Origin of the sequence: Paenibacillus pectinilyticus (genome assembly GCF_001700435.1) — a bacterium.
GTDB lineage: Bacteria > Bacillota > Bacilli > Paenibacillales > NBRC-103111 > Paenibacillus_E > Paenibacillus_E pectinilyticus.
The window spans coordinates 39,125-59,479 of sequence record NZ_LYPC01000029.1; the positions used below are offsets into that span (position 1 = coordinate 39,125).

At 42.7% G+C, this 20,355-nt stretch carries 35 protein-coding genes; 33 read left to right on the forward strand and 2 right to left on the reverse strand.

Translation table 11 applies throughout. The annotated features are described in order from the left end of the window. Positions 1–7 precede the first annotated feature (7 nt). The 30 genes from rpsC to A8709_RS31770 all read left to right on the forward strand — a co-directional run bounded on the left by rpsC (position 8) and on the right by A8709_RS31770 (position 16,556). Entirely contained in the window at positions 8–670 is a 663-nt protein-coding gene (gene rpsC, locus A8709_RS31625) for a 30S ribosomal protein S3 (RefSeq protein ID WP_028557489.1), read from the forward strand. A gap of 3 nt (positions 671–673) precedes the next feature. Further along, positions 674–1,108, forward strand: a complete 435-nt coding sequence (gene rplP, locus A8709_RS31630) for a 50S ribosomal protein L16 (protein ID WP_028557488.1) — start codon at positions 674–676, stop codon at positions 1,106–1,108. Then, complete coding sequence (gene rpmC / locus A8709_RS31635; RefSeq protein ID WP_028557487.1) at positions 1,098–1,295, forward strand: 50S ribosomal protein L29; 198 nt, start codon at positions 1,098–1,100, stop codon at positions 1,293–1,295. The genes rplP and rpmC overlap by 11 nt, the downstream gene beginning before the upstream one ends. A gap of 27 nt (positions 1,296–1,322) precedes the next feature. After that, complete coding sequence (rpsQ, locus tag A8709_RS31640; protein ID WP_028557486.1) at positions 1,323–1,586, forward strand: 30S ribosomal protein S17; 264 nt, start codon at positions 1,323–1,325, stop codon at positions 1,584–1,586. A 35-nt stretch (positions 1,587–1,621) separates the two neighbouring features. Continuing rightward, positions 1,622–1,990, forward strand: a complete 369-nt coding sequence (rplN, locus tag A8709_RS31645; protein WP_028557485.1) for a 50S ribosomal protein L14 — start codon at positions 1,622–1,624, stop codon at positions 1,988–1,990. Between the two features lie 55 nt (positions 1,991–2,045). Beyond that, on the forward strand, positions 2,046–2,399 hold the full coding sequence (gene rplX / locus A8709_RS31650; RefSeq protein ID WP_081787661.1) for a 50S ribosomal protein L24: 354 nt from the start codon (positions 2,046–2,048) through the stop codon (positions 2,397–2,399). 34 nt (positions 2,400–2,433) lie between these two features. Continuing rightward, complete coding sequence (gene rplE / locus A8709_RS31655) at positions 2,434–2,976, forward strand: 50S ribosomal protein L5 (RefSeq protein WP_065858860.1); 543 nt, start codon at positions 2,434–2,436, stop codon at positions 2,974–2,976. Positions 2,977–3,012: 36 nt separating this feature from the next. After that, a complete protein-coding gene (locus tag A8709_RS31660) occupies positions 3,013–3,198 on the forward strand; it encodes a type Z 30S ribosomal protein S14 (protein WP_028557482.1) in 186 nt (61 codons plus the stop codon). 33 nt (positions 3,199–3,231) lie between these two features. Further along, positions 3,232–3,630, forward strand: a complete 399-nt coding sequence (gene rpsH, locus A8709_RS31665) for a 30S ribosomal protein S8 (RefSeq protein ID WP_028557481.1) — start codon at positions 3,232–3,234, stop codon at positions 3,628–3,630. A gap of 29 nt (positions 3,631–3,659) precedes the next feature. Next, positions 3,660–4,202, forward strand: a complete 543-nt coding sequence (gene rplF, locus A8709_RS31670; RefSeq protein WP_065858862.1) for a 50S ribosomal protein L6 — start codon at positions 3,660–3,662, stop codon at positions 4,200–4,202. A 101-nt stretch (positions 4,203–4,303) separates the two neighbouring features. Then, positions 4,304–4,672: a 50S ribosomal protein L18 gene (gene rplR, locus A8709_RS31675; RefSeq protein ID WP_057313450.1), complete on the forward strand. Its 369-nt coding sequence runs from the start codon at positions 4,304–4,306 to the stop codon at positions 4,670–4,672. Between the two features lie 28 nt (positions 4,673–4,700). Then, on the forward strand, positions 4,701–5,198 hold the full coding sequence (gene rpsE, locus A8709_RS31680) for a 30S ribosomal protein S5 (RefSeq protein WP_056618277.1): 498 nt from the start codon (positions 4,701–4,703) through the stop codon (positions 5,196–5,198). Positions 5,199–5,209: 11 nt separating this feature from the next. Further along, complete coding sequence (rpmD, locus tag A8709_RS31685; RefSeq protein WP_057313449.1) at positions 5,210–5,398, forward strand: 50S ribosomal protein L30; 189 nt, start codon at positions 5,210–5,212, stop codon at positions 5,396–5,398. Positions 5,399–5,433: 35 nt separating this feature from the next. Beyond that, complete coding sequence (rplO, locus tag A8709_RS31690) at positions 5,434–5,874, forward strand: 50S ribosomal protein L15 (RefSeq protein ID WP_056618269.1); 441 nt, start codon at positions 5,434–5,436, stop codon at positions 5,872–5,874. Then, the gene (gene secY / locus A8709_RS31695) at positions 5,874–7,178 is read left to right on the forward strand and encodes a preprotein translocase subunit SecY (protein ID WP_065858864.1); all 1,305 of its coding nucleotides are present in this window, start codon (positions 5,874–5,876) and stop codon (positions 7,176–7,178) included. The genes rplO and secY overlap by 1 nt, the downstream gene beginning before the upstream one ends. A gap of 86 nt (positions 7,179–7,264) precedes the next feature. Then, positions 7,265–7,915, forward strand: coding sequence for an adenylate kinase (locus A8709_RS31700; protein ID WP_056618263.1), 651 nt, complete (start codon positions 7,265–7,267; stop codon positions 7,913–7,915). Further along, positions 7,915–8,667 carry a type I methionyl aminopeptidase gene (map, locus tag A8709_RS31705; protein WP_065858866.1) on the forward strand — a complete coding sequence of 251 codons (753 nt, stop codon included), beginning with the start codon at positions 7,915–7,917 and terminating at the stop codon, positions 8,665–8,667. The genes A8709_RS31700 and map overlap by 1 nt, the downstream gene beginning before the upstream one ends. Beyond that, complete coding sequence (locus A8709_RS31710) at positions 8,668–8,982, forward strand: KOW domain-containing RNA-binding protein (protein WP_208607781.1); 315 nt, start codon at positions 8,668–8,670, stop codon at positions 8,980–8,982. 2 nt (positions 8,983–8,984) lie between these two features. Further along, complete coding sequence (infA, locus tag A8709_RS31715; RefSeq protein WP_009676800.1) at positions 8,985–9,203, forward strand: translation initiation factor IF-1; 219 nt, start codon at positions 8,985–8,987, stop codon at positions 9,201–9,203. A gap of 103 nt (positions 9,204–9,306) precedes the next feature. Continuing rightward, the gene (rpmJ, locus tag A8709_RS31720) at positions 9,307–9,420 is read left to right on the forward strand and encodes a 50S ribosomal protein L36 (RefSeq protein ID WP_003333770.1); all 114 of its coding nucleotides are present in this window, start codon (positions 9,307–9,309) and stop codon (positions 9,418–9,420) included. Between the two features lie 19 nt (positions 9,421–9,439). After that, positions 9,440–9,808 (forward strand): 30S ribosomal protein S13, encoded by a 369-nt coding sequence (gene rpsM, locus A8709_RS31725; protein ID WP_028557471.1) that lies wholly within the window; start codon positions 9,440–9,442, stop codon positions 9,806–9,808. Positions 9,809–9,826: 18 nt separating this feature from the next. Next, positions 9,827–10,222, forward strand: coding sequence for a 30S ribosomal protein S11 (gene rpsK, locus A8709_RS31730; RefSeq protein WP_028557470.1), 396 nt, complete (start codon positions 9,827–9,829; stop codon positions 10,220–10,222). Positions 10,223–10,347: 125 nt separating this feature from the next. Beyond that, on the forward strand, positions 10,348–11,292 hold the full coding sequence (locus A8709_RS31735; protein WP_028557469.1) for a DNA-directed RNA polymerase subunit alpha: 945 nt from the start codon (positions 10,348–10,350) through the stop codon (positions 11,290–11,292). Between the two features lie 24 nt (positions 11,293–11,316). Then, positions 11,317–11,682: a 50S ribosomal protein L17 gene (gene rplQ / locus A8709_RS31740; protein ID WP_056618253.1), complete on the forward strand. Its 366-nt coding sequence runs from the start codon at positions 11,317–11,319 to the stop codon at positions 11,680–11,682. A 140-nt stretch (positions 11,683–11,822) separates the two neighbouring features. Further along, positions 11,823–12,584 (forward strand): tRNA pseudouridine(38-40) synthase TruA, encoded by a 762-nt coding sequence (gene truA, locus A8709_RS31745; protein ID WP_065858886.1) that lies wholly within the window; start codon positions 11,823–11,825, stop codon positions 12,582–12,584. 175 nt (positions 12,585–12,759) lie between these two features. Continuing rightward, positions 12,760–13,197 (forward strand): 50S ribosomal protein L13, encoded by a 438-nt coding sequence (gene rplM / locus A8709_RS31750; protein WP_065858869.1) that lies wholly within the window; start codon positions 12,760–12,762, stop codon positions 13,195–13,197. Positions 13,198–13,215: 18 nt separating this feature from the next. Then, complete coding sequence (rpsI, locus tag A8709_RS31755) at positions 13,216–13,608, forward strand: 30S ribosomal protein S9 (RefSeq protein WP_028557465.1); 393 nt, start codon at positions 13,216–13,218, stop codon at positions 13,606–13,608. A 248-nt stretch (positions 13,609–13,856) separates the two neighbouring features. Further along, positions 13,857–14,549 carry a phosphoadenylyl-sulfate reductase gene (locus A8709_RS31760; RefSeq protein ID WP_065858871.1) on the forward strand — a complete coding sequence of 231 codons (693 nt, stop codon included), beginning with the start codon at positions 13,857–13,859 and terminating at the stop codon, positions 14,547–14,549. A 96-nt stretch (positions 14,550–14,645) separates the two neighbouring features. Next, entirely contained in the window at positions 14,646–15,407 is a 762-nt protein-coding gene (gene cwlD, locus A8709_RS31765; RefSeq protein ID WP_065858873.1) for an N-acetylmuramoyl-L-alanine amidase CwlD, read from the forward strand. Between the two features lie 54 nt (positions 15,408–15,461). Beyond that, a complete protein-coding gene (locus tag A8709_RS31770) occupies positions 15,462–16,556 on the forward strand; it encodes an Mrp/NBP35 family ATP-binding protein (RefSeq protein WP_065858875.1) in 1,095 nt (364 codons plus the stop codon). Positions 16,557–16,608: 52 nt separating this feature from the next. Here A8709_RS31770 and gerD read toward each other — a convergent pair whose 3' ends face one another. Further along, complete coding sequence (gene gerD, locus A8709_RS31775) at positions 16,609–17,385, reverse strand: spore germination lipoprotein GerD (RefSeq protein WP_065858876.1); 777 nt, start codon at positions 17,383–17,385, stop codon at positions 16,609–16,611. Positions 17,386–17,524: 139 nt separating this feature from the next. Here gerD and A8709_RS31780 point away from each other — a divergent pair, with 139 nt between their 5' ends. Next, positions 17,525–18,121 (forward strand): KinB-signaling pathway activation protein, encoded by a 597-nt coding sequence (locus tag A8709_RS31780; protein WP_065858878.1) that lies wholly within the window; start codon positions 17,525–17,527, stop codon positions 18,119–18,121. A gap of 31 nt (positions 18,122–18,152) precedes the next feature. Here the strand turns inward: A8709_RS31780 and pdaB are convergent, their stop codons facing one another. Continuing rightward, positions 18,153–18,935, reverse strand: coding sequence for a polysaccharide deacetylase family sporulation protein PdaB (gene pdaB / locus A8709_RS31785; RefSeq protein ID WP_065858880.1), 783 nt, complete (start codon positions 18,933–18,935; stop codon positions 18,153–18,155). 114 nt (positions 18,936–19,049) lie between these two features. On the opposite strand from pdaB, the gene A8709_RS31790 reads away from it, so the two are divergent. Continuing rightward, the gene (locus tag A8709_RS31790; protein WP_065858882.1) at positions 19,050–19,661 is read left to right on the forward strand and encodes a stage II sporulation protein M; all 612 of its coding nucleotides are present in this window, start codon (positions 19,050–19,052) and stop codon (positions 19,659–19,661) included. A gap of 150 nt (positions 19,662–19,811) precedes the next feature. Further along, on the forward strand, positions 19,812–20,042 hold the full coding sequence (locus A8709_RS35345; RefSeq protein WP_056618222.1) for a hypothetical protein: 231 nt from the start codon (positions 19,812–19,814) through the stop codon (positions 20,040–20,042). Positions 20,043–20,355: the final 313 nt, after the last annotated feature.

A 20,355-nucleotide genomic window follows, 5' to 3' on the forward strand; every position in this document is an offset into this window, starting at 1 on the left:
GTAACGTGTGGGTCAGAAAGTACACCCGATAGGTTTTAGAATTGGTGTCATTCGTGATTGGGAATCCAAATGGTTCGCAGAAAAAGATTTCGGAACTCTGCTGCTTGAAGATGTCAAAATCCGCGAATACTTAAAAAATAAACTTAAAGACTCAGCAGTTTCCCATATCGATATCGAGCGCGCGGCTAACCGTGTTAACGTAACGATTCATACTGCTAAGCCAGGAATGGTTATTGGTAAAGGCGGAGCTGAAGTTGAAGTTATTCGTAACTACATCGCAGCTATGTCGAACAAAAAAGTTCATATCAACATTTCTGAAATCAAACACCCAGATCTTGATGCTATCCTAGTAGCTGAAGCTGTTGCACTTCAATTGGAGCGTCGTGTATCATTCCGTCGTGCTATGAAGCAAGCTATGCAAAGAACAATGAGATCCGGAGCAAAAGGTATTAAAGTTGCAACTAGCGGACGTCTTGGCGGTGCTGAGATTGCTCGTACGGAAGGATATAGCGAAGGAACTGTTCCACTTCATACACTTCGTGCGGATATCGACTATGGTACGGCTGAAGCAGCCACTACTTATGGACGTATTGGTGTTAAAGTATGGATCTACCGTGGAGAAGTGCTTCCGACAGCTAAGAAAAAGGCTCAGCCGGAAGGAGGAAATTAAATCATGTTAGTACCTAAACGTGTAAAACACCGTAAAGAACACCGCGGTAACATGAAAGGTCGCGCTAAAGGCGGTACGGAAGTTGCTTTTGGCGAATATGGTCTGCAAGCGGTAGAACCGGCTTGGGTTTCCAACCGTCAAATCGAAGCAGCACGTATTGCCATGACACGTTACATCAAACGTGGCGGTAAAGTATGGATTAAAATTTTCCCAGCAAAACCAGTTACACAAAAACCACTTGAAGTTCGTATGGGTAGTGGTAAAGGTAGCGTGGAAAAATGGGTTGCCGTAGTAAAACCGGGCAAAATTTTGTTTGAACTAGCAGGTGTAAGCGAAGAGGTTGCTCGTGAAGCAATGCGTCTTGCTGCTCACAAGCTTCCAATCAAAACGAAGTTCGTGAAAAGAGAAGAAGTAGGCGGTGAAGCAAATGAAGGGTAGTGAATTCCGGAACTTAACCACTGCTGAAATCGAGCAAAAAGTTAATGGTTTTAAAGAAGAACTCTTTAACCTCCGTTTTCAACTAGCTACTGGTCAATTGGACAACCCGACTCAGATTCGTGATTTGCGTAAAGAGATCGCTCGTGCCAAGACTATTTTGCGTGAAAGAGAACTGGGTATTGGGTAACCAAATCTAGAAGGGAGTGTTCCTTAGATGACTGAACGTAACGATCGTAAAGTTCTGATCGGTAAAGTTGTCAGCGATAAAATGGATAAAACCATTGTTGTGGCTGTTGAAACTTACAAAAAACATGAACTCTACCACAAAAGAATTAAATCTACAAAGAAGTTCAAAGCGCATGATGAAAACAACCAAGCTAAGATTGGTGACACTGTGAAAATCAGTGAAACTAGACCGTTGTCCAAAGATAAAAGTTGGAGACTGGTTGAAATTCTTGAAGTGGCAGTTGTTATCTAATATTCTAGATATGAACCCCGAAAGGAGGGAATACGATGATTCAACCATTTACTCGTTTGGCTGTCGCTGACAACTCAGGTGCGAAACAATTAATGTGTATCCGCGTTTTGGGTGGTACTGGTCGTCGCGTTGGTCACATTGGTGATTTGATCGTATGTTCAGTAAAAGAAGCAACACCAGGTGGCGTTGTCAAAAAAGGTGACGTTGTTAAAGCAGTTATCGTTCGTACGAAGAGCGGTGCTCGCCGTAAAGACGGTTCATATATCTCATTCGATGAGAATGCAGCTGTTATCGTGAAAGAAGATAAAAGCCCACGTGGTACTCGTATCTTCGGACCAGTTGCTCGCGAACTTCGCGATAGAGACTTCATGAAGATCGTATCCTTGGCTCCAGAAGTTATCTAAAACGTGTTACGATGTTGTTTTCCATTGTGGAAAACCCCAGGAGGTGTAGAAGCTAATGCCAAGACTAAAAAAGAGACTAGAATCTCATAACAATAAATTGCACGTGAAAAAAGACGACACTGTTTTTGTTATCACGGGTAAAGACAAAGGTAAAAAAGGCCGCGTTATCGCAGCTTACCCTCGTCAAAATCGTGTTCTTGTTGAAGGTGTAAACATGGTTAAGAAACATGCGAAACCATCCCAACTGAACCCACAAGGCGGTATCTTGAATCAAGAAGCTGCAATCCACGTTTCTAACGTGATGCTAATTGATCCTAAGAGCGGCAAACCTACTCGCGTAGGATACAAAGTATTGGATAACGGAACGAAAGTTCGCATTGCGAAAAAATCCGGCGAAGTTATCGACTAATACACACATGTATGGAAAGGAGGCAATCTAAGCTATGGCAGTAAGATTGAAAGATCGTTACTTGAACGAAATTACGCCTGCATTAATTCAAAAGTTCAACTACACAACAGTTATGCAAGTGCCGAAAATCGAAAAAATCGTTATCAACATGGGTGTTGGTGAGGCTGTTTCGAACTCCAAAGTACTTGACACTGCAGTAGAAGATCTTCAAAAGATCTCTGGTCAAAAACCAGTTGTAACAAAATCCAAAAAAGCGATCGCGGGTTTCAAACTTCGTGAAAATATGCCGATCGGCGCGAAAGTAACTCTTCGTGGTGAGCGTATGTATCACTTCTTGGATAAACTATTCAACGTATCACTTCCACGTGTACGTGACTTCCGCGGTATTTCCAACAAAGCATTTGATGGTCGCGGTAACTACACACTTGGTTTGAAAGAACAACTCATTTTCCCTGAAATTGAGTATGATAAAATCGATAAAGTTCGTGGTATGGATATTGTTATCGTAACGACGGCTAAGTCCGACGAGGAAGCTCGCGAGCTTTTAACACAACTCGGAGCGCCTTTCGTAAAATAGGTTACCAGTCGTACCTATCAGGAGGTGTTATATTAAGTGGCAAAAACTTCGATGAAAGTCAAACAGCAACGTACCCCGAAGTTTAAGGTGCAAGCATACACACGTTGTGAGCGCTGCGGACGTCCGCATTCAGTGCTTCGCAAGTTTAAAATTTGTCGGATTTGTTTCCGCGAATTAGCACACTTGGGTCAGATTCCAGGCGTGAAAAAAGCAAGCTGGTAATCACCCTATTTTCGGGAAGGAGGTTTACACAAAATGGTCATGTCAGATCCAATTGCAGATATGCTAACACGCATTCGTAATGCGAACATCGTACGTCATGAGACAGTTGAAATCCCTGCATCAAAAGTGAAAAGGGAAATCGCTGAAATCCTTAAAAAAGAAGGATTTATCCGTGATGCTGAATACGTTCAAGATAGCAAACAAGGTATCATCCGTTTGTTCCTGAAATATGGTTCAAACAACGAGCGTGTTATCTCTGGTTTGAAAAGAATTTCGAAACCAGGTCTACGCGTTTACACTAAATCACAAGAAGTCCCTCGTGTTCTGGGCGGATTAGGGATTGCCATCATCTCCACGTCTCAAGGAGTTATGACGGATAAAGATGCTCGTCAATCCAAAGCTGGCGGAGAGGTTATCTGCTACGTTTGGTAATACAATTGTAATTGAATGGAGGTGCAAACATGTCTCGTATTGGTCGTAAGCCAATCACCATTCCAAGTGGTGTAAATGTAACACTAGACAATACTCAAATCACGGTTAGTGGACCTAAAGGTTCTTTGACCCGTGTACTTCATATTGATATGAAAGTAAACGTTCTAGAGAACGAGATTTCTGTTGAGCGTCCTTCCGATAACAAACTCCACCGTTCCCTGCATGGTACAACACGTAGTGTTGTTGCCAACATGGTAAGTGGTGTTACGGAAGGGTTCACGAAATCGTTGGATCTAGTAGGCGTTGGTTACCGTGCAAACAAAAGCGGTGACAAATTGGTTCTCAACGTTGGGTACTCCCATCCAGTTGAAATCAACCCTGAGAACGGTATTGAGTTTGATGTTCCATCAAACACAAAGATTATCGTTAAAGGTATTGATAAAGAGCTAGTTGGCGCTATGGCAGCTAAAGTTCGTTCCGTACGTGAACCAGAGCCGTATAAAGGTAAAGGTATCAAGTATGAAGGCGAACGCATTCTTCGTAAAGAAGGTAAAGCTGGTAAGAAGAAATAAGATCGAAAGATCGCGGGTAATAGCTAAGAGTTTTCTTAGGAAAACTTGCTACGTAAGCATAAGCCTCGCATCATAAGATGATGAAAGGAGTGTAAGTATAGATGATTACTAAAAGCGATAAAAACAAAGCTCGTCTGAAAAGACACCTTCGTGTTCGTAAGAAAATTGAAGGTACAACTCTTCGCCCACGCTTGAACATTTTCCGTTCTTCCAAGCATATGTATGCTCAACTTATCGATGATACTACTGGTGCAACTATCGTTGCAGCATCTACGCAAGATAAAGAGCTTAAAAGTGAAGTTGGTAACGGTGGAAACGTTGAAGCTGCTCGTAAAGTTGGCGCATTAATCGCGGCACGTGCGAAAGAAAAAGGTGTAGTTCAAGTGGTTTTTGACCGCGGTGGATACCTTTATCATGGACGTGTTCAAGCATTAGCTGACGCAGCTCGTGAAGCTGGACTTGAATTCTAAGAAATACATTAATAAGGAGGTAAAAGACTTGCGTGTAGATCCTAATACTTTAGAGCTAACAGAAAAAGTTGTAAATATTAATCGCGTAGCTAAAGTAGTAAAAGGCGGACGTCGTTTCAGCTTCAGCGCACTTGTTGTCGTTGGCGATGGCAATGGCTGGGTTGGTGCAGGAATCGGTAAAGCTTCCGAAGTTCCAGATGCGATCCGTAAAGGCATTGAAGATGCGAAAAAGAACTTGATTCATGTTCCTATCGTAGGCACTTCGATTCCTCACCTTGTTACTGGTAAATTTGGCGCAGGACGCGTTCTATTGAAACCGGCATCCCAAGGTACAGGAGTTATCGCAGGCGGACCAGTTCGTGCAGTACTTGAACTTGCTGGTGTTGGCGATATCTTGACAAAATCCCTAGGTTCATCGAACTCCATGAACATGGTTAACGCAACGCTTGAAGGCTTAAGCCGCTTGAAAAAAGCGGAAGAAGTTGCAAAGCTTCGTGGTAAAACTGTTCAAGAGCTATTAGGTTAGGAGGGGTAAACATGGCTAAACAATTACAGGTTACCCTAAAACGCAGCTTGATCGGCCGTCCTGAAACGCAACGCGTTACTGTGAAAACACTTGGTCTTCGCAAGATTAACCAAACTGTTCTTCACCAAGATAATGCAGCAATCAGAGGCATGGTTAATCAAGTAAGCCATTTGGTAGAAGTTAAAGAAATCGAAGCATAGAATTACAATTTAAGATCTAGAGGAGGTGTGCAACGATGAAGTTACATGAGCTAAGTTCTGCTACTGGCGCTCGTAAATCACCTAAGCGTGTTGGACGTGGAACAAGTAGTGGTATGGGTAAAACATCAACTCGCGGACATAAAGGTCAAAACGCACGTTCCGGTGGAGGCGTTCGTCCTGGGTTCGAAGGTGGACAAAACCCATTGTACCGTCGTTTACCTAAACGTGGATTTACGAACCGTTTCCGTACGGAGTACGCGATCGTGAATCTTGAAGATTTGAACAATTTCGCAGCTGGTACTGAAGTGACTCCAGAAGTATTAATGGAGACTGGTATTGTTAAAGCTCCTAAAGATGGCATCAAGATTTTAGGAAACGGTGAAATCACAGTAAAATTAACCGTTAAAGCGAATAAGTTCTCTCAATCAGCGATTGAGAAAATCCAAGCTGCCGGCGGTCAAACCGAGGTGATTTAATGTTCAATACCATAGCCAACATCTTCAAAGTAGAAGATTTACGCAGAAGGATTCTATTCACGCTTATCTTGCTAATCGTCTACCGTTTAGGTGCTTTCATTCCGGTACCTAACATCAATACAGATGTTCTGAAACTTCAAGATCAAGCGAATCAGAGCGATGTCTTTGGTTTGCTTAACACGTTTTCTGGTGGTGCGCTCTTTCAATTCTCCATCTTCGCGATGGGAATTATGCCTTATATCACAGCTTCAATCATCGTTCAGCTTTTGTCCATGGATGTAATCCCGCGCTTTGCGCAATGGGCGAAAGAAGGCGATGTTGGAAGAAAGAAAATGACACAAGTAACTCGTTACGGTACGATTGTTCTAGGGTTGATTCAAGCTTTTGGTCTATCAATTGGTTTTAACCGCCTATACAGCGGACTAGTGATTGATGCTGGCTTTACAACTTACGCTATGATCGCCATCGTATTGACTGCAGGTACTGCTTTCTTGATGTGGTTAGGTGAGCAAATCACGGAGTATGGGATTGGAAATGGTATTTCCATTATCATCTTTTCCGGTATCGTTGCTGCGATTCCAACAACTACGAAGCAACTATATACTTCAATTTTCACAAGTGACGGAGCGGTATTCTTAAGTATCGTGAAGTTAGTGATCATTGCTGTTGTCGTTGTTCTAATTATTGCTGGCGTTATATTCGTACAACAAGGTGTTCGTAAGATCCCTGTGCAATATGCGAAGCGTGTCGTAGGACGTAAAATGTATGGTGGGCAAACAACACACATTCCACTTAAAGTGAATGCTGCTGGTGTTATCCCTGTAATCTTTGCATTATCACTTTTGATGTTTCCTCCAACCATTGCAAGTTACTGGAGAGGAAATGTAGTTGCAGAATGGATTATCAATAACTTGAGTATCAACCAAACTGCACCATTAGCGATTGTACTTTATGTACTGCTGATTATTGGGTTCACATACTTTTATACCTTCGTACAAATTAATCCAGTTCAAATGGCCGACCAGATGAAGAAAAATGGTGGATACATACCTGGTATTAGACCGGGTAAAACCACATCGACTTATCTGACTCGCGTAATGACTAGAATTACTCTTTCTGGAGCTTTGTTTCTCTCAGCAATCTCTATTCTTCCAATGTTGTTTGGAGGACTTGCCGGGTTGCCTAGTTCGGTTAAGATAGGTGGTACATCTTTACTTATCGTAGTAGGCGTTGGTCTTGAGACTATGAAGCAAATCGAGAGCCAATTGATTAAGCGTCATTACAAAGGATTCATCAATAAATAGCTAATAGGTTCTGATGGGGCAAGTTTTGCGACATCGGCACCTATTGTGCTGTTCGTAATGCCGAGTGCGATGGGGAGGTTTTAATTGTGAACGTAATTTTTATGGGGCCTCCTGGTGCAGGCAAAGGTACGCAAGCAGAGAAAATCGTTTCTGAATTTCAAATTCCTCATATCTCTACAGGCGACGCGTTCCGCGCAGCTATGAGCCAAGGTACTCCGATGGGTATCGAAGCCAAAGGATATGTGGATAAGGGACTACTTGTTCCTGATGAAATTACGAATGGTATCGTGAGAGAGCGTCTTGCACAGCCGGATTGCGATAAAGGATTTTTGCTGGATGGGTTTCCGCGAACGGTAGCTCAAGCAGATGCATTGTCTGAAATCGTTGATTCGCTTGGCAAGAAGATTGAGGTCGTAATCAATCTAGCTGTTGATCGTAGTTATCTGTTGGCACGACTAACTGGCCGAAGAATTTGTAAATCCTGTGGTTCTACGTATCATGTCATCTTCAACCCACCTCAGCAAGAAGGCGTATGCGATAAATGTTCCGGTGAGTTGTACCAACGATCTGATGATACGGAAGAGAAAGTCGGAACACGTTTGGATGAATACATCAATAAAACGGCTCCGCTGCTGGATTACTACCAAAAGAGGGAATTATTGCGTGAGGTTAACGGGGAACAAGACATTCATGCGGTAACCGAACAAATTAGCTCACTGCTACGAGGTCTAGCGTAATGATCATTTGTAAGTCCGAGGTTGAACTAGACCTAATGCGAGAAGCTGGTCGTATCGTAGCCGAAACGCACCGCTTATTGGCAAGGGCGATTCGTCCGAACATTACAACGAAAGAACTTGATCAGATCGCAGAGGAATTCATTCGCAGTCAGGGAGCGATTCCATCTTTCAAAGGTTACAATGGTTTTCCTGGAAGCATTTGTGCTTCAGTCAACGAAGAATTAGTTCATGGTATTCCTGGTCCAAGAAAGCTGGTTGAGGGCGATATCATCTCTATTGATATTGGCGCTCAGTATAAAGGTTATCATGGAGATTCTGCTTGGACATATCCTGTCGGTGAAATTTCTGAAACGGCTCAGCGCTTGCTGACTGTGACTGAAGCGTCACTCTATCGAGGCATTGCAGAAGCTAAACCGGATGCTAGACTCTACACGTTGTCGCATGCAATCCAAACTTGTATTGAAGACGCAGGCTTCTCCGTGGTTATAGAGTATGTCGGCCATGGGATTGGAACGGATCTTCACGAAGAACCACAAATTCCGAACTATGGTATTCCTGACAAAGGTCCCAGGCTCAAACCAGGCATGGTCCTAGCCATTGAACCCATGGTGGTTGTTGGCGAAAGATTTGTCCAAACACTCGAAGACGATTGGACCGTAGTCACGACGGATCGTACCCTATGTGCTCATTTCGAACATACGGTTGCTATAACGGCAGCTGGTTATGAAATATTGACTTTGCCTAGATCGTAGGTGAATGGAGTGGATAGTAAGATTCCGCAAGTGGGTCAAATCGTAAAGGTGCTTCGCGGTAGAGATCCCGGAGAATATGCGGTCGTGATTGGTATTATTGATCATCGTTTCGTCTGGCTTGCCGACGGCGATCATCGTAAGTTCGATCAACCGAAGAAGAAGAACCTGAATCACCTTCAGTTACAAGAAACGATTAGCAGTGAAGTGGAGTCAAGCATTAGGGAAACAGGTCGTGTTACTAATGGGAAGCTGCGCTTTGCAGTCGCCAAATTCGTTGAACTTATGCAAGTTGAAGCACATGAGAAAGGAGAATGACTGTGGCCAAAGAAGATGTAATTGAAGTAGAAGGTACAGTGATTGAACCTCTTCCGAATGCAATGTTTAAAGTTGAATTGGAAAATGGTCATAAAATCCTAGCCCATGTTTCAGGAAAAATCAGAATGCATTTTATTCGCATTTTGCCTGGAGATAAGGTTACCGTAGAATTATCGCCTTATGATTTGACGAGAGGCCGTATAACCTACCGTTTTAAATAAATGTTCGGCTTAGAAGTAATACTCTCTCAAGGCGTATGCTTACGAAGCAAGTTTTCTAACGAAAACGCAACATGGTTGCTTACGATAAAAAGGAGGGCTTAAAATGAAAGTAAGACCGTCAGTAAAACCGATTTGTGAAAAATGTAAAGTCATTCGCCGTAAAGGCAATGTAATGGTAATTTGCGAAAATCCTAAGCACAAACAAAAACAAGGTTAAAAGGAGGTGCATTCTGTAGATGGCACGTTTAGCTGGAGTTGACTTACCTCGTGACAAACGAGTTGTAATCGCGTTGACTTACATTTTCGGTATCGGCACTACAACTGCTCAGAAAATCATTGCTTCCACAGGTATCGATGCGAGTACTCGCGTTCGTGACTTGACTGAAGATGAAGTGAGCAAAATCCGTGATGTAATTGACAAAACCCTTAAAGTAGAAGGCGATCTTCGCCGTGAAATTTCCCTTAACATCAAACGTCTAATCGAAATCGGATCCTACCGTGGTCTTCGTCACCGCCGTGGTCTTCCTGTTCGTGGTCAACGTACTAAAACTAATGCTCGTACACGTAAAGGTCCTCGTCGTACAGTAGCTAATAAGAAGAAATAATAAAGGGGGTTAGAGCTAATGGCAAAACCTAAAAAAGTCGTCCGTACGAAACGTCGTGACCGGAAAAATATTGAGAGCGGTGTAGCACACATCCGTTCAACATTTAACAACACGATCGTAACGATCACGGATCCACATGGTAACGCAATTTCTTGGGCAAGTTCAGGAAACCTTGGATTTAAAGGTTCCCGTAAAAGTACTCCTTTCGCAGCACAAATGGCAGCTGAAAAAGCAGCTAAAGCAGCAATGGAGCACGGCTTGAAAACAGTTGAAGTTATGGTTAAAGGTCCAGGCGCTGGCCGCGAAGCAGCAATCCGCTCTTTGCAAGCAGCAGGTCTTGAAGTAAACCTGATTAAAGACGTGACGCCGGTTCCTCATAATGGCTGCCGTCCTCCAAAACGTCGTCGTGTATAATTCAGGATCACTTTGTAGTATAATTATTCCAAAATCGTGAATAATGGTTTGAAGGATAGGCATACTATGAAATTTTCAACGAAGTATCCAGAGGGAACCGACGTATTGAATGGAGGGTACATTTCATGATCGAAATCGAAAAGCCAAAAATAGAAACTGTAGCATTAAGTGAAGATGGCGCTTATGGTAGATTTATCATCGAGCCGTTGGAGCGTGGCTACGGTACAACCTTAGGAAACTCACTACGTCGTATCTTACTGTCCTCTTTACCGGGGGCAGCAGTAACCTCTGTCCAAATCGATGGCGTTTTGCACGAATTTTCAACGATTCCTGGCGTGCTTGAGGATGTAACGGAAATTATCCTCAACCTGAAAGGTTTATCGTTGAAGATTCACTCCGATGAGGAGAAAGTGCTAGAAATTGATGCAGAAGGAGAAGGTAACATTACTGCGGCTGATATCCGTGGTGATAGCGATGTAGAGATCCTTAACCCGGATTTACACATTGCAACCTTATCTCCAGATGCACGTCTTCACATGAGGATTCATGCGGGCAGAGGGCGCGGTTACGTCCAATCAGACAAAAATAAGCATGAAGAGCAACCAATTGGTGTAATTCCAATTGATTCGATCTACACGCCTATTACTCGGGTAAACTACGCTATTGAGAATACTCGCGTCGGCCAAGTGACTAACTATGATAAGTTGACCCTCGAAGTGTGGACCGATGGAAGTATTCGACCAGAAGAAGCAGTAAGCTTGGGCGCGAAAATCTTAACTGAGCATTTGAACTTGTTCGTCGGTTTGACGGATGAAGCCAAAGACGCTGAGATCATGGTTGAGAAGGAAGAAGATAAGAAAGAGAAAGTTCTTGAGATGACGATCGAAGAACTAGACCTTTCCGTTCGTTCTTATAACTGCCTCAAACGTGCAGGGATTAATACCGTACAAGAGCTGATTACCAAAACAGAAGAAGACATGATGAAAGTTCGGAACTTAGGCCGCAAATCCCTTGAAGAAGTTCAAGAGAAGCTCGAAGAGCTAGGATTGGGTCTACGTACCGAGGAATAATCGTGTCAGAAGGAGGTTAACTCAATGAACTACAGAAAATTGAACCGCGATTCCAGTAATCGTAAAGCATTATTTCGTGATCTGGTAACGGATCTGTTCATACATGAGCGCATTCAAACAACAGAAGCAAAGGCAAAAGAAATTCGTTCAATCGCTGAGAAGTTAATTACTCTTGCGAAACGCGGAGATCTTCATGCACGCCGTCAGGTTGCTGCTTTTGTTCGTAGAGAAGCTGCTAACGAAAATCAAGATGCGATTCAAAAACTATTCTCTGAATTGGCACCACGTTATTCCGAGCGTCCAGGTGGATACACACGTATTCTTAAACTGGGACCACGCCGCGGTGACGCAGCACCAATGGTTTACCTAGAGCTAGTAGATCGCGCATAGAAGACGGATGGGAAAGGGTGGACGGAATCACTAGATTCTGGTGAAGCCCTTTTTTTGCAGTCTTGGATCGCATTCTAGGACCGGGAGCCGCTGAGGGTACTCGGGCTAGGTAGGAAGGATGACTCATGGAGGAACAAGCCTTGAGAAATCTACGTTTTACCATAAGCTATGATGGCTCGTCTTACTCTGGCTTTCAAGTGCAGCCCAAATCGGACACGATTCAATATCGGTTAGAGCAGGCCGTATTTCTTTTGACAGGTGAGACGGTGAAAGTCATTTCATCAGGGCGTACAGATGCCGGTGTTCATGCGAAAGCACAAGTTATTAACTTTACTACAAGTTCTAAGATACCAGTGGAACGATGGTGTTTAGCTCTAAATGCTAGACTACCCAAGGATATCGTCGCACATACCGCGGAAGAAGTCCTCCCTACATTTCACTCCCGCAAAGCCGCGAAACGGAAAACGTACTGTTATACGATTCGTTCGGCGCGCTTCCCTGATGTCTTTCACCGCAATTTCGAATATCACCATCCTACGCATTTAAATGTGGAAGCCATGAGAGAGGCGCTCCCTTGTTTGCTAGGTGAGCATGATTTTACTTCGTTTTGCACCGTAAGAACGGATAAGGAAATCAAAGTGAGAACCTTATATCAGGTACGTATGGAGACCGAAACGGATGATCTCTTGGCGACAGGCAAAGTGGACCGGATCCGGTTGATTATAACGGGCAATGGATTCCTCTATAACATGGTTAGGATCATCGTAGGCACGCTAATACAGATCGGTGAGGGTAAGAGACCATCCAGCGATATGCTGCGTGTTCTCGAGGCCAGAGATCGGTCTCAGGCGGGACCTACAGCCGAAGCTATGGGTTTAACCTTGTGGAAAGTCGAGTATTAAAAAGTTATCATCACTACTTGCTTCTTAACACATTATCGTGTAAAATATAACTTGGCGTTTCGTGATCGGCTACCCCACAGCCCCTGATCACAAATGACCACTAACTATCCATCGCTTATGTAAATTAAACAACTATAACTTATGTATTTCAGATATATTTTTAGGAGGATTAAGCATGCGCACCACATATATGGCTAAGCCAAATGAAGTAGAGCGTAAATGGTACATTGTTGACGCTGCAGGCCAAACACTTGGCCGTCTTGCAAGTGAAGTTGCTAGCATTATCCGCGGTAAGCACAAACCGGAGTTCACTCCACACGTAGATACAGGCGATTTCGTTGTTGTTATCAATGCTTCCCAAATTAAGCTTACTGGTAAGAAAATGCAAAACAAAATGTACTACCGTCACTCTTTATACCAAGGTGGTTTGAAAGTGACTTCCGCTCAGGACCTACTTAACACTAAGCCTGATCGTATGATCGAATTCGCAGTTCATGGTATGCTTCCTAAGAACCGTCTAGGCGACAGCTTGAAAACTAAGCTTAAAGTCTACGGTGGAGAAGAGCATCCGCACCAAGCACAACTACCAGAAGTCTGGAATCTTCGCGGTTAATATAAGGAGGAACGTTTCGTGGCACAAGTTCAATATTATGGAACGGGTCGTCGTAAACATTCGGTAGCGCGTGTTCGCTTAATACCGGGTGAAGGACGCATCATCATCAATAAACGTGATCTAGATGAGTATTTCGGTCTAGAAACATTGAAGCTAATCGTTAAACAACCACTTGCTCTAACTGAAACAATCGGTCAATACGATGTTCTAGTTCTTGCAAATGGCGGCGGAATCAGCGGACAAGCTGGAGCAATTCGTCACGGTATTTCCCGTGCATTGTTGAAAGCTGACCCGGAATACCGTGGATCCTTGAAAAAAGCTGGATTCCTAACACGTGATTCCCGTATGAAAGAGCGTAAAAAATACGGATTGAAAGCAGCACGTCGTGCTCCTCAATTCTCCAAACGTTAAGATCTTGTGCCTCTGGCACGCAAGAAAAACCTTTTCGGCTTTATGGCTGGAGAGGTTTTTCTTTTTTGTGCTTTTATGCATAAGGTATGAGTAGGTAAGCCATGATTACATTTACTATCCGATTAATCCGCTAAAAAGTTAATACCAAAATGGTGAAAAGTCGTTGACACTTCGTAATTGTCGGATATAATTAAATTATAAATCATACAATAACAGTCGGGATTATCGACTATTGGAGGAATCGTACGATGAATCTATTTGAAAAAGAAGCATTTGTAACGAAAGCTGCGGAAGAATTCGAAAATCAATCGCCTGAAGCTTTGTTAAAATTTGCTGTAGATACATTCCCAAGCTTGACTCTTGCATGCAGTTTTGGCGCAGAAGATGTGGTGCTTGTTGATATGCTTCAAAAAATTAACCCGAACGTGGATATTTTTTATTTGGATACGAATGTACACTTTGATGAAACATACGAGACGAAAGACCGTCTTGAGAAACATTATGGAACAAAGTTTGTTCAAGTGCTGCCTAAGCTGACGCTTGAAGAGCAAGCAGAGAAATTTGGCGATGAGCTTTGGAAAAGCGATGCGAACCAATGCTGCAACATTCGTAAAGTTGATCCGCTAACAGATATTCTAAGGAATTATGATGCCTGGATTACAGGTATTCGCCGCGACCAAGCGCCTACACGTGCTAACGCTAAAAAAGTGGAGTATGATGTGAAATTTGGTCTCATTAAGTTTAATCCGCTTGCTGGATGGACTTCGGAAGATGTTTGGCAGTATATCCGCGATAACGATGTGATTTACAACCCACTACATGATCGTAACTATCCAAGTATCGGCTGCACGCATTGCACACGCCCTGTTGCAGAAGGTGAAGATCCACGCGCTGGACGTTGGGCAAGTATTGAGAAAACAGAGTGCGGTCTCCACAAGTAATAGAACACTTGAATATCAAGCCTAGTCAGGTATATTTGTCCACCCTGTCCCATATAGATGTTACAGAGTCTATAGGGGAACAGAGGTGGATTTTTTATGCGTAAAAGGAAGAAGAGGTTGGTAGTGTGGCTGACCTTTCACGGGAGTTTGAAAATAATGCTGTCTGCATTACTAGTTGGACTTGTTGTGTTTATTTATGCGTACGAGCTCCCTACAACGAAAACGTGGTCAGATTGGACACTTCCACTCTCAGGCAAAACAATTGCCTTAGATGCGGGTCACGGCGGTCCAGATGGCGGGGCGGAGAGTAAGGATGGCGTCATTGAAAAAGATATTAATTTAGCGATCACATTGCAGCTCCGCGACTATTTACAACAGGCTGGTGCTGTTGTTGTTTTAACAAGAGAAACAGATACAGATTTAGCGGAGTCAGGTACTAAAGGCTATAGCAAACGGAAGACGCAAGATCTACATAACAGGGCTGATTTAATTCAAAACAATAATGCCGATATGTTTTTGAGTATCCATTTGAACAGTATTCCGTCAGAGAAGTGGCGAGGCGCACAAACGTTCTATTATTTGAATAACCCTGACAATCCCAACTTAGCGGCACTCATTCAAGCAGAATTAAGAAGGAACTTAGAGAATACGGATCGGGTAGCGAAATTAGCGGATAAGACCGTATATTTGTTAAAAACCTTGAAAATACCGAGCGCGCTTGTTGAGGTAGGCTTCCTATCCAACCCGGAAGAGGCTAAATTGTTGGCCGATGAGAACTACCAGAAGATGCTGGCAGCGTCAGTGTATCAAGGGATTTTGAGATATTTTGCGGGAGAAAAAGTGGGATCTTCCTCATAATGTGTTATAATTAAAGCCGCGAATACAATGTCTCAATAAAGGTGTGATGTGGCTATGATACAGAAAGATCAGATACTAGAAGCGTTGCAAACGCTAGTAGAACCTCATTTCAATAAAAACGTAGTAGAGTTAAACCTGATTCGCGATGTTATGATTAAAGAAGATGCGGTTTCCTTAAGCTTACTTGTCGTAACAGAGGATGAAGGGTTTAAAGAACAAGCTAGAGCTTCGATTCAGCAAGCTTTAGCCAATATAGGAATACCTCAGGTACATATACGTTTTCGACTTTTAACAGAGCACGAACGGAATCGGATGGAAGAGCCTGTACAGCAACATTCGGAGCAAGCAAACACATCCAAACCTGTTCAGCCCCCAATTCAGCAGCCGATTCTTGGACAATCCTCTACGGTTGAATTTATTGCGGTCGCGAGTGGAAAAGGTGGCGTTGGGAAATCAACTGTCACAGTGAACTTAGCTGTTGCGTTAGCTCGCAAAGGTAAAAAGGTTGGGATTATTGACGCGGATATTTATGGCTTCAGTATTCCGGATATGATGGGGATCGAAGAACAACCTCAACTAGTGGAGAATGTGATAATTCCCGTGGAGAAATTCGGCGTTAAAGTCATATCTATGGGCTTCTTCGTTCAGGATAATGCGCCAGTCGTCTGGCGTGGACCGATGCTGGGTAAAATGCTTCGCAATTTCTTCAATGAAGTAAATTGGGGCGATGTGGAATATATCTTGCTAGATCTTCCGCCAGGTACAGGAGATGTAGCGCTAGATGTGCATCAGCTTATCCCTCAGAGTAAAGAAGTCATCGTGACAACGCCTCATGCTACTGCAGCTTTCGTAGCTGCGAGAGCTGGAGCTATGGCGATTCAAACAGATCATGAAATTCTAGGCATTGTCGAGAACATGTCCTATTATGAGAGCAAAGACGGCAGTATCGACCACATCTTTGGCAAAGGCGGCGGAGCTAAGCTAGCAGAAGATTTGCATAGTGAGCTTTTGGCTCAGATCCCATTAGGTGCTCCGGATAACCATATCTCGGAGAAGGATTACTCCCCATCCGTTTATAAAGCAGATTCCAAGGCTGGCCAAATTTATTTGGAAGTAGCTGAAAGAATTATCGCGAAGCTTCAGAAGTAAAAAGAAAAAGGAAGAGGGAGCAGACTTGAGCTGCAACCTCTTCCTTTTTGGTTTAGGAACCAGAATCAGATTCACTTCCCTTTTTCTCGCTTCCTTGTTTTTCAGAATCTCCCGAGGAATCATCTTTCTGTTTCTCATCCCCGCTTTGCTTGTCCTGATCTTTGCCGGAATCGCCGCTCTTCGAGTCGGTGCTTTTTGCGGATGGCATTTGATCGGGTTTACTTTGTTGGGCAATGGCGGACTTTAGCAATTCAACCATTTGAGCTCGGAAAAGCGGACTCTGAATGGATTCTTCCATGACAGTCATCATTTGTTGTCGGTATGGCGCTGTTTTCATGACATCAAGAACCATCTTCTCATAATCTGGATTTTTCATCACATCAATCAATGATTTTTGATAAGTAGGATCCTTTAATAATTCTTTAAACATCTGTTTAGTTTCTTTTTGAATCGCATTGGCGAAATCACCGGCAAACTTAGGATCCTTCATCATATCGGTTAGGAACATATTGTTTTCTTTAGCAGTCAGAACATCCTTAACGGCCATTTGTAACTGGAGAGACTCATTGGCTGACAGTAGCTTAATTTGAGACTGCCCAGAGATGCTGTTAGAGCCAACATCCCCATTCATGATGCTTCGATTTGCTGCGCTGATCGCTTTTTTTCCATCATCGGATTTGAGAATATCAAGGATCATCGTTTTTTGTTCTTTATACGTATTCGCTTGCGATTGTCCTTGTGAAGAGTTGTCGGTTCCGCAAGAAGTGAGAAGTAAAGCCATTGAAATGACCGGTAGAATATGTTGCTTTCTAAGTCTGGACTTTAACATATCGGCGTGCTCCCTTCCCTTAGCTTTGATGGTCTTAGTATGTGTGGTTAGGGTAAGATTATAAGGGCCTAGTATTGGCTTTTTATCGCAAAGGTTGGTACAATTAACAATTAGAGTTGAAGTGTGGAGGTAATTGAACGTGACGTTGCGTAAATGGTTTCATTTATTTTGGACAACACTAGTATTAGGAATGGTAGTTTCCACAGGAATTGGACTTATCCTTCAATTTTCTGACAAAGAATTTTCCGTAATGGGTTTATCCGCTGTAGGATTTAACCTCGTGAATATGATTCTGGGTGGGGCCACAATCAGCGTATTAAGTCAGATGGGTTTCTTTGCTTATTTAATTGTTAGATTCATAGCAGTAGGCATCATACGTTCCAAAACAGTCTGGGATCTGTTGCAATTAGCTGTTGTCATAGTTGTGTTAATAGATCTTGTCTACTTAAGGAAGACCAATTTTGAGACATCGGAATCTCTATTTGGATACTTCATACTTCCGCTAATTGTCCTAGCAATTTCAATCGGCGTGAGTTACTGGAAAGTCAAGTTGACGAATCGTAACGCCTTTATTCCAACGTTATTCTTTATGAGTGCGGTAACTGTGCTAGAAGCTGTACCTGCATTAAAGCTGGATAACGCGGCATCAAGTCTCTTTATGTTGGCACCGTTATTCGTTTGTAATGCATGGCAAATTTTGACCCTTCATAAAATAGTAGAAAACAAAAAGAGCTAATTCAATTAGCTCTTTTTTTCAAATCTATAGATTAATGAATCTGTTTCATCGCTTGATCTTCAACGGGTGTAGTATCAACTTGGGTTTGTTTGATCAACTCGCTCACACTCACAAATTGATATCCTTTGGAGCGTAATTGTTCAATAATTGCTGGAAGTGCTTCAGCTGTTTGTTGAGAGGAATCACTCGCATGGAGCAGCACGATATCTCCTGGATGAGCCTTGCTTACTACACGGTTAACAATGGTATCTACCCCTTTATTCAGCCAATCCTGTGAGTCCGTATCCCATTGGATAACCGAATAGCCAAGATCATTGGCAATACGCAGGACACGTTTGTCGAAATCACCGTTGGGGAGACGAATAAGATTAGGCTCTTTTCCGATGAGTTCTGTCAAAATACCATGTGCCGTAGAGATTTGTTTGCGGATCTCTTCATCGCTAAGACTACTGTAATTGTCGAATTTGTTGCCGTGACTGCCAATCTCGAACCCGTTACTTTTAATGTGCTCCACAATGTTTGGATGACTTTTGCTCCAAGGGGAAGATAAGAAGAAGGTCGCATCCTTCACGCCGTTATCCTTCAAGATTTTCAAAATAGGCTCTGCTCGCGTATCCCCCCAGGAGATATCAAAGGTTAGCGCGATGACCTTCTTTTCAGTCTGTACGCTATAGATCGCGGATGGTTCAGAATTCATGAAGACAGATACATTACTTTGTTCGGAATAGATGATGGCTGCTGAGAAAATAACGGCGAGTGCAATGAATAAGTATTGTTTAAATTTACGGGCATTAATGACAAAAAAGTAGTTCATGAATAGCTTGTACCTCCCTTATGTCAGGCAGTTGTTATAGCTTGTTTACCCTTTAGTAAATAATGTATGCTCGTACACAGGGCACTTATGCTTCTGAAATAGGAGGAAATAGAAATGAATTTGCGACCGCTTTTAACGCATTTTAAAGAAATGAAGCATTACTTTATTGTCGTAGTTTTGGTATTTGGATTTAGTTTTTATTTAGGATGGGCGAATTCTGGGCAGTACTCTCACTTTCTAGAGGGGCAGTTAGCGGGGCTTAAACCAACAATTAATACAATCAATGCATCTGATAATCCACAGTTATGGTTATTTGTTTTAATCTTTTTAAATAATGCCATAAAGTCGGTTGTCATAGTCTTCACGGGGCTGCTATTAGGTATTCTGCCGCTTTTTATGATCATTGCGAATGGGATGATTCTGGGTTATGTACTGTCCCTCCAAACGAATGGGAGTACGTTAACTGTTGTTCTAAAAGGAATACTACCCCACGGAATCATCGAGATTCCTGTTATTTTAATAGCGTGTGCATATGGACTTAAATTAGGGATGCTGGTTTGGAAAATGGGGCTGCAAGTAGCTGTACCTATTGAGAAGAAAAGTGCCCGCCTTGAAATAAGGAGGATTCTTCAATTGACCAAGCCACTTAGCGTGGGAATCGTTATTCTGCTTCTATTTGCAGCCATAATAGAAAGTACACTTACCTACTGGTTGGTGCATTTGTAAAATATTTTCAATCTCGTTGTCATAAAACTGGCAAAATCTGAGCATAACAATAAGGCGGAAATGGAAGGGAGCCTGACTGGCCCGCCATGTCTGCCTAACGAACTGTTAGTGCCATGAATCTCTACAGTCGAGAGGGGTTTGGATGGATGTATGCTCGGATTTTTGTTCAATGAGAGAGAATGCAGAGAATTAGACTATGTACTACGCAAAGAATTGGATGAAATGCTATTCGATCTCAACGATAAGCGAATTGATCAGGAGATAAAGGGAGCTATAGAATCCAGATATAAAGTGATCTTCCGGATGTATGCTCGTTTGGCAACGCCCAAGGAAATTTCAAAGTATGCCAGGAATCGTAATTATCAAGCTCAAAAAAAATAGGGGGTGAGTGCTTGACTTACCCTCTCTACCTATGTTATTTTATAACTCGTCACTTCGAAACAAAGCGAGTAAGTCTTAAGTGGACAAGATGTTCATCAAAAAATGTCTAGAAAAAAAGACTTGCAATCTTGTGTGACAATGTGGTATATTTAAAAAGTCGCCGCTAAACAGGCGACGAAATAATGAAAGAAATTGATCTTTGAAAACTGAACAACGAGTGAGTAAGCACGAACGAGTAATCGACTATAAAAGAGATTGTAAAATCTCGCTAGCATCAAAATGAGCATTTCAGCTTTCACAATAGGACGAGCAA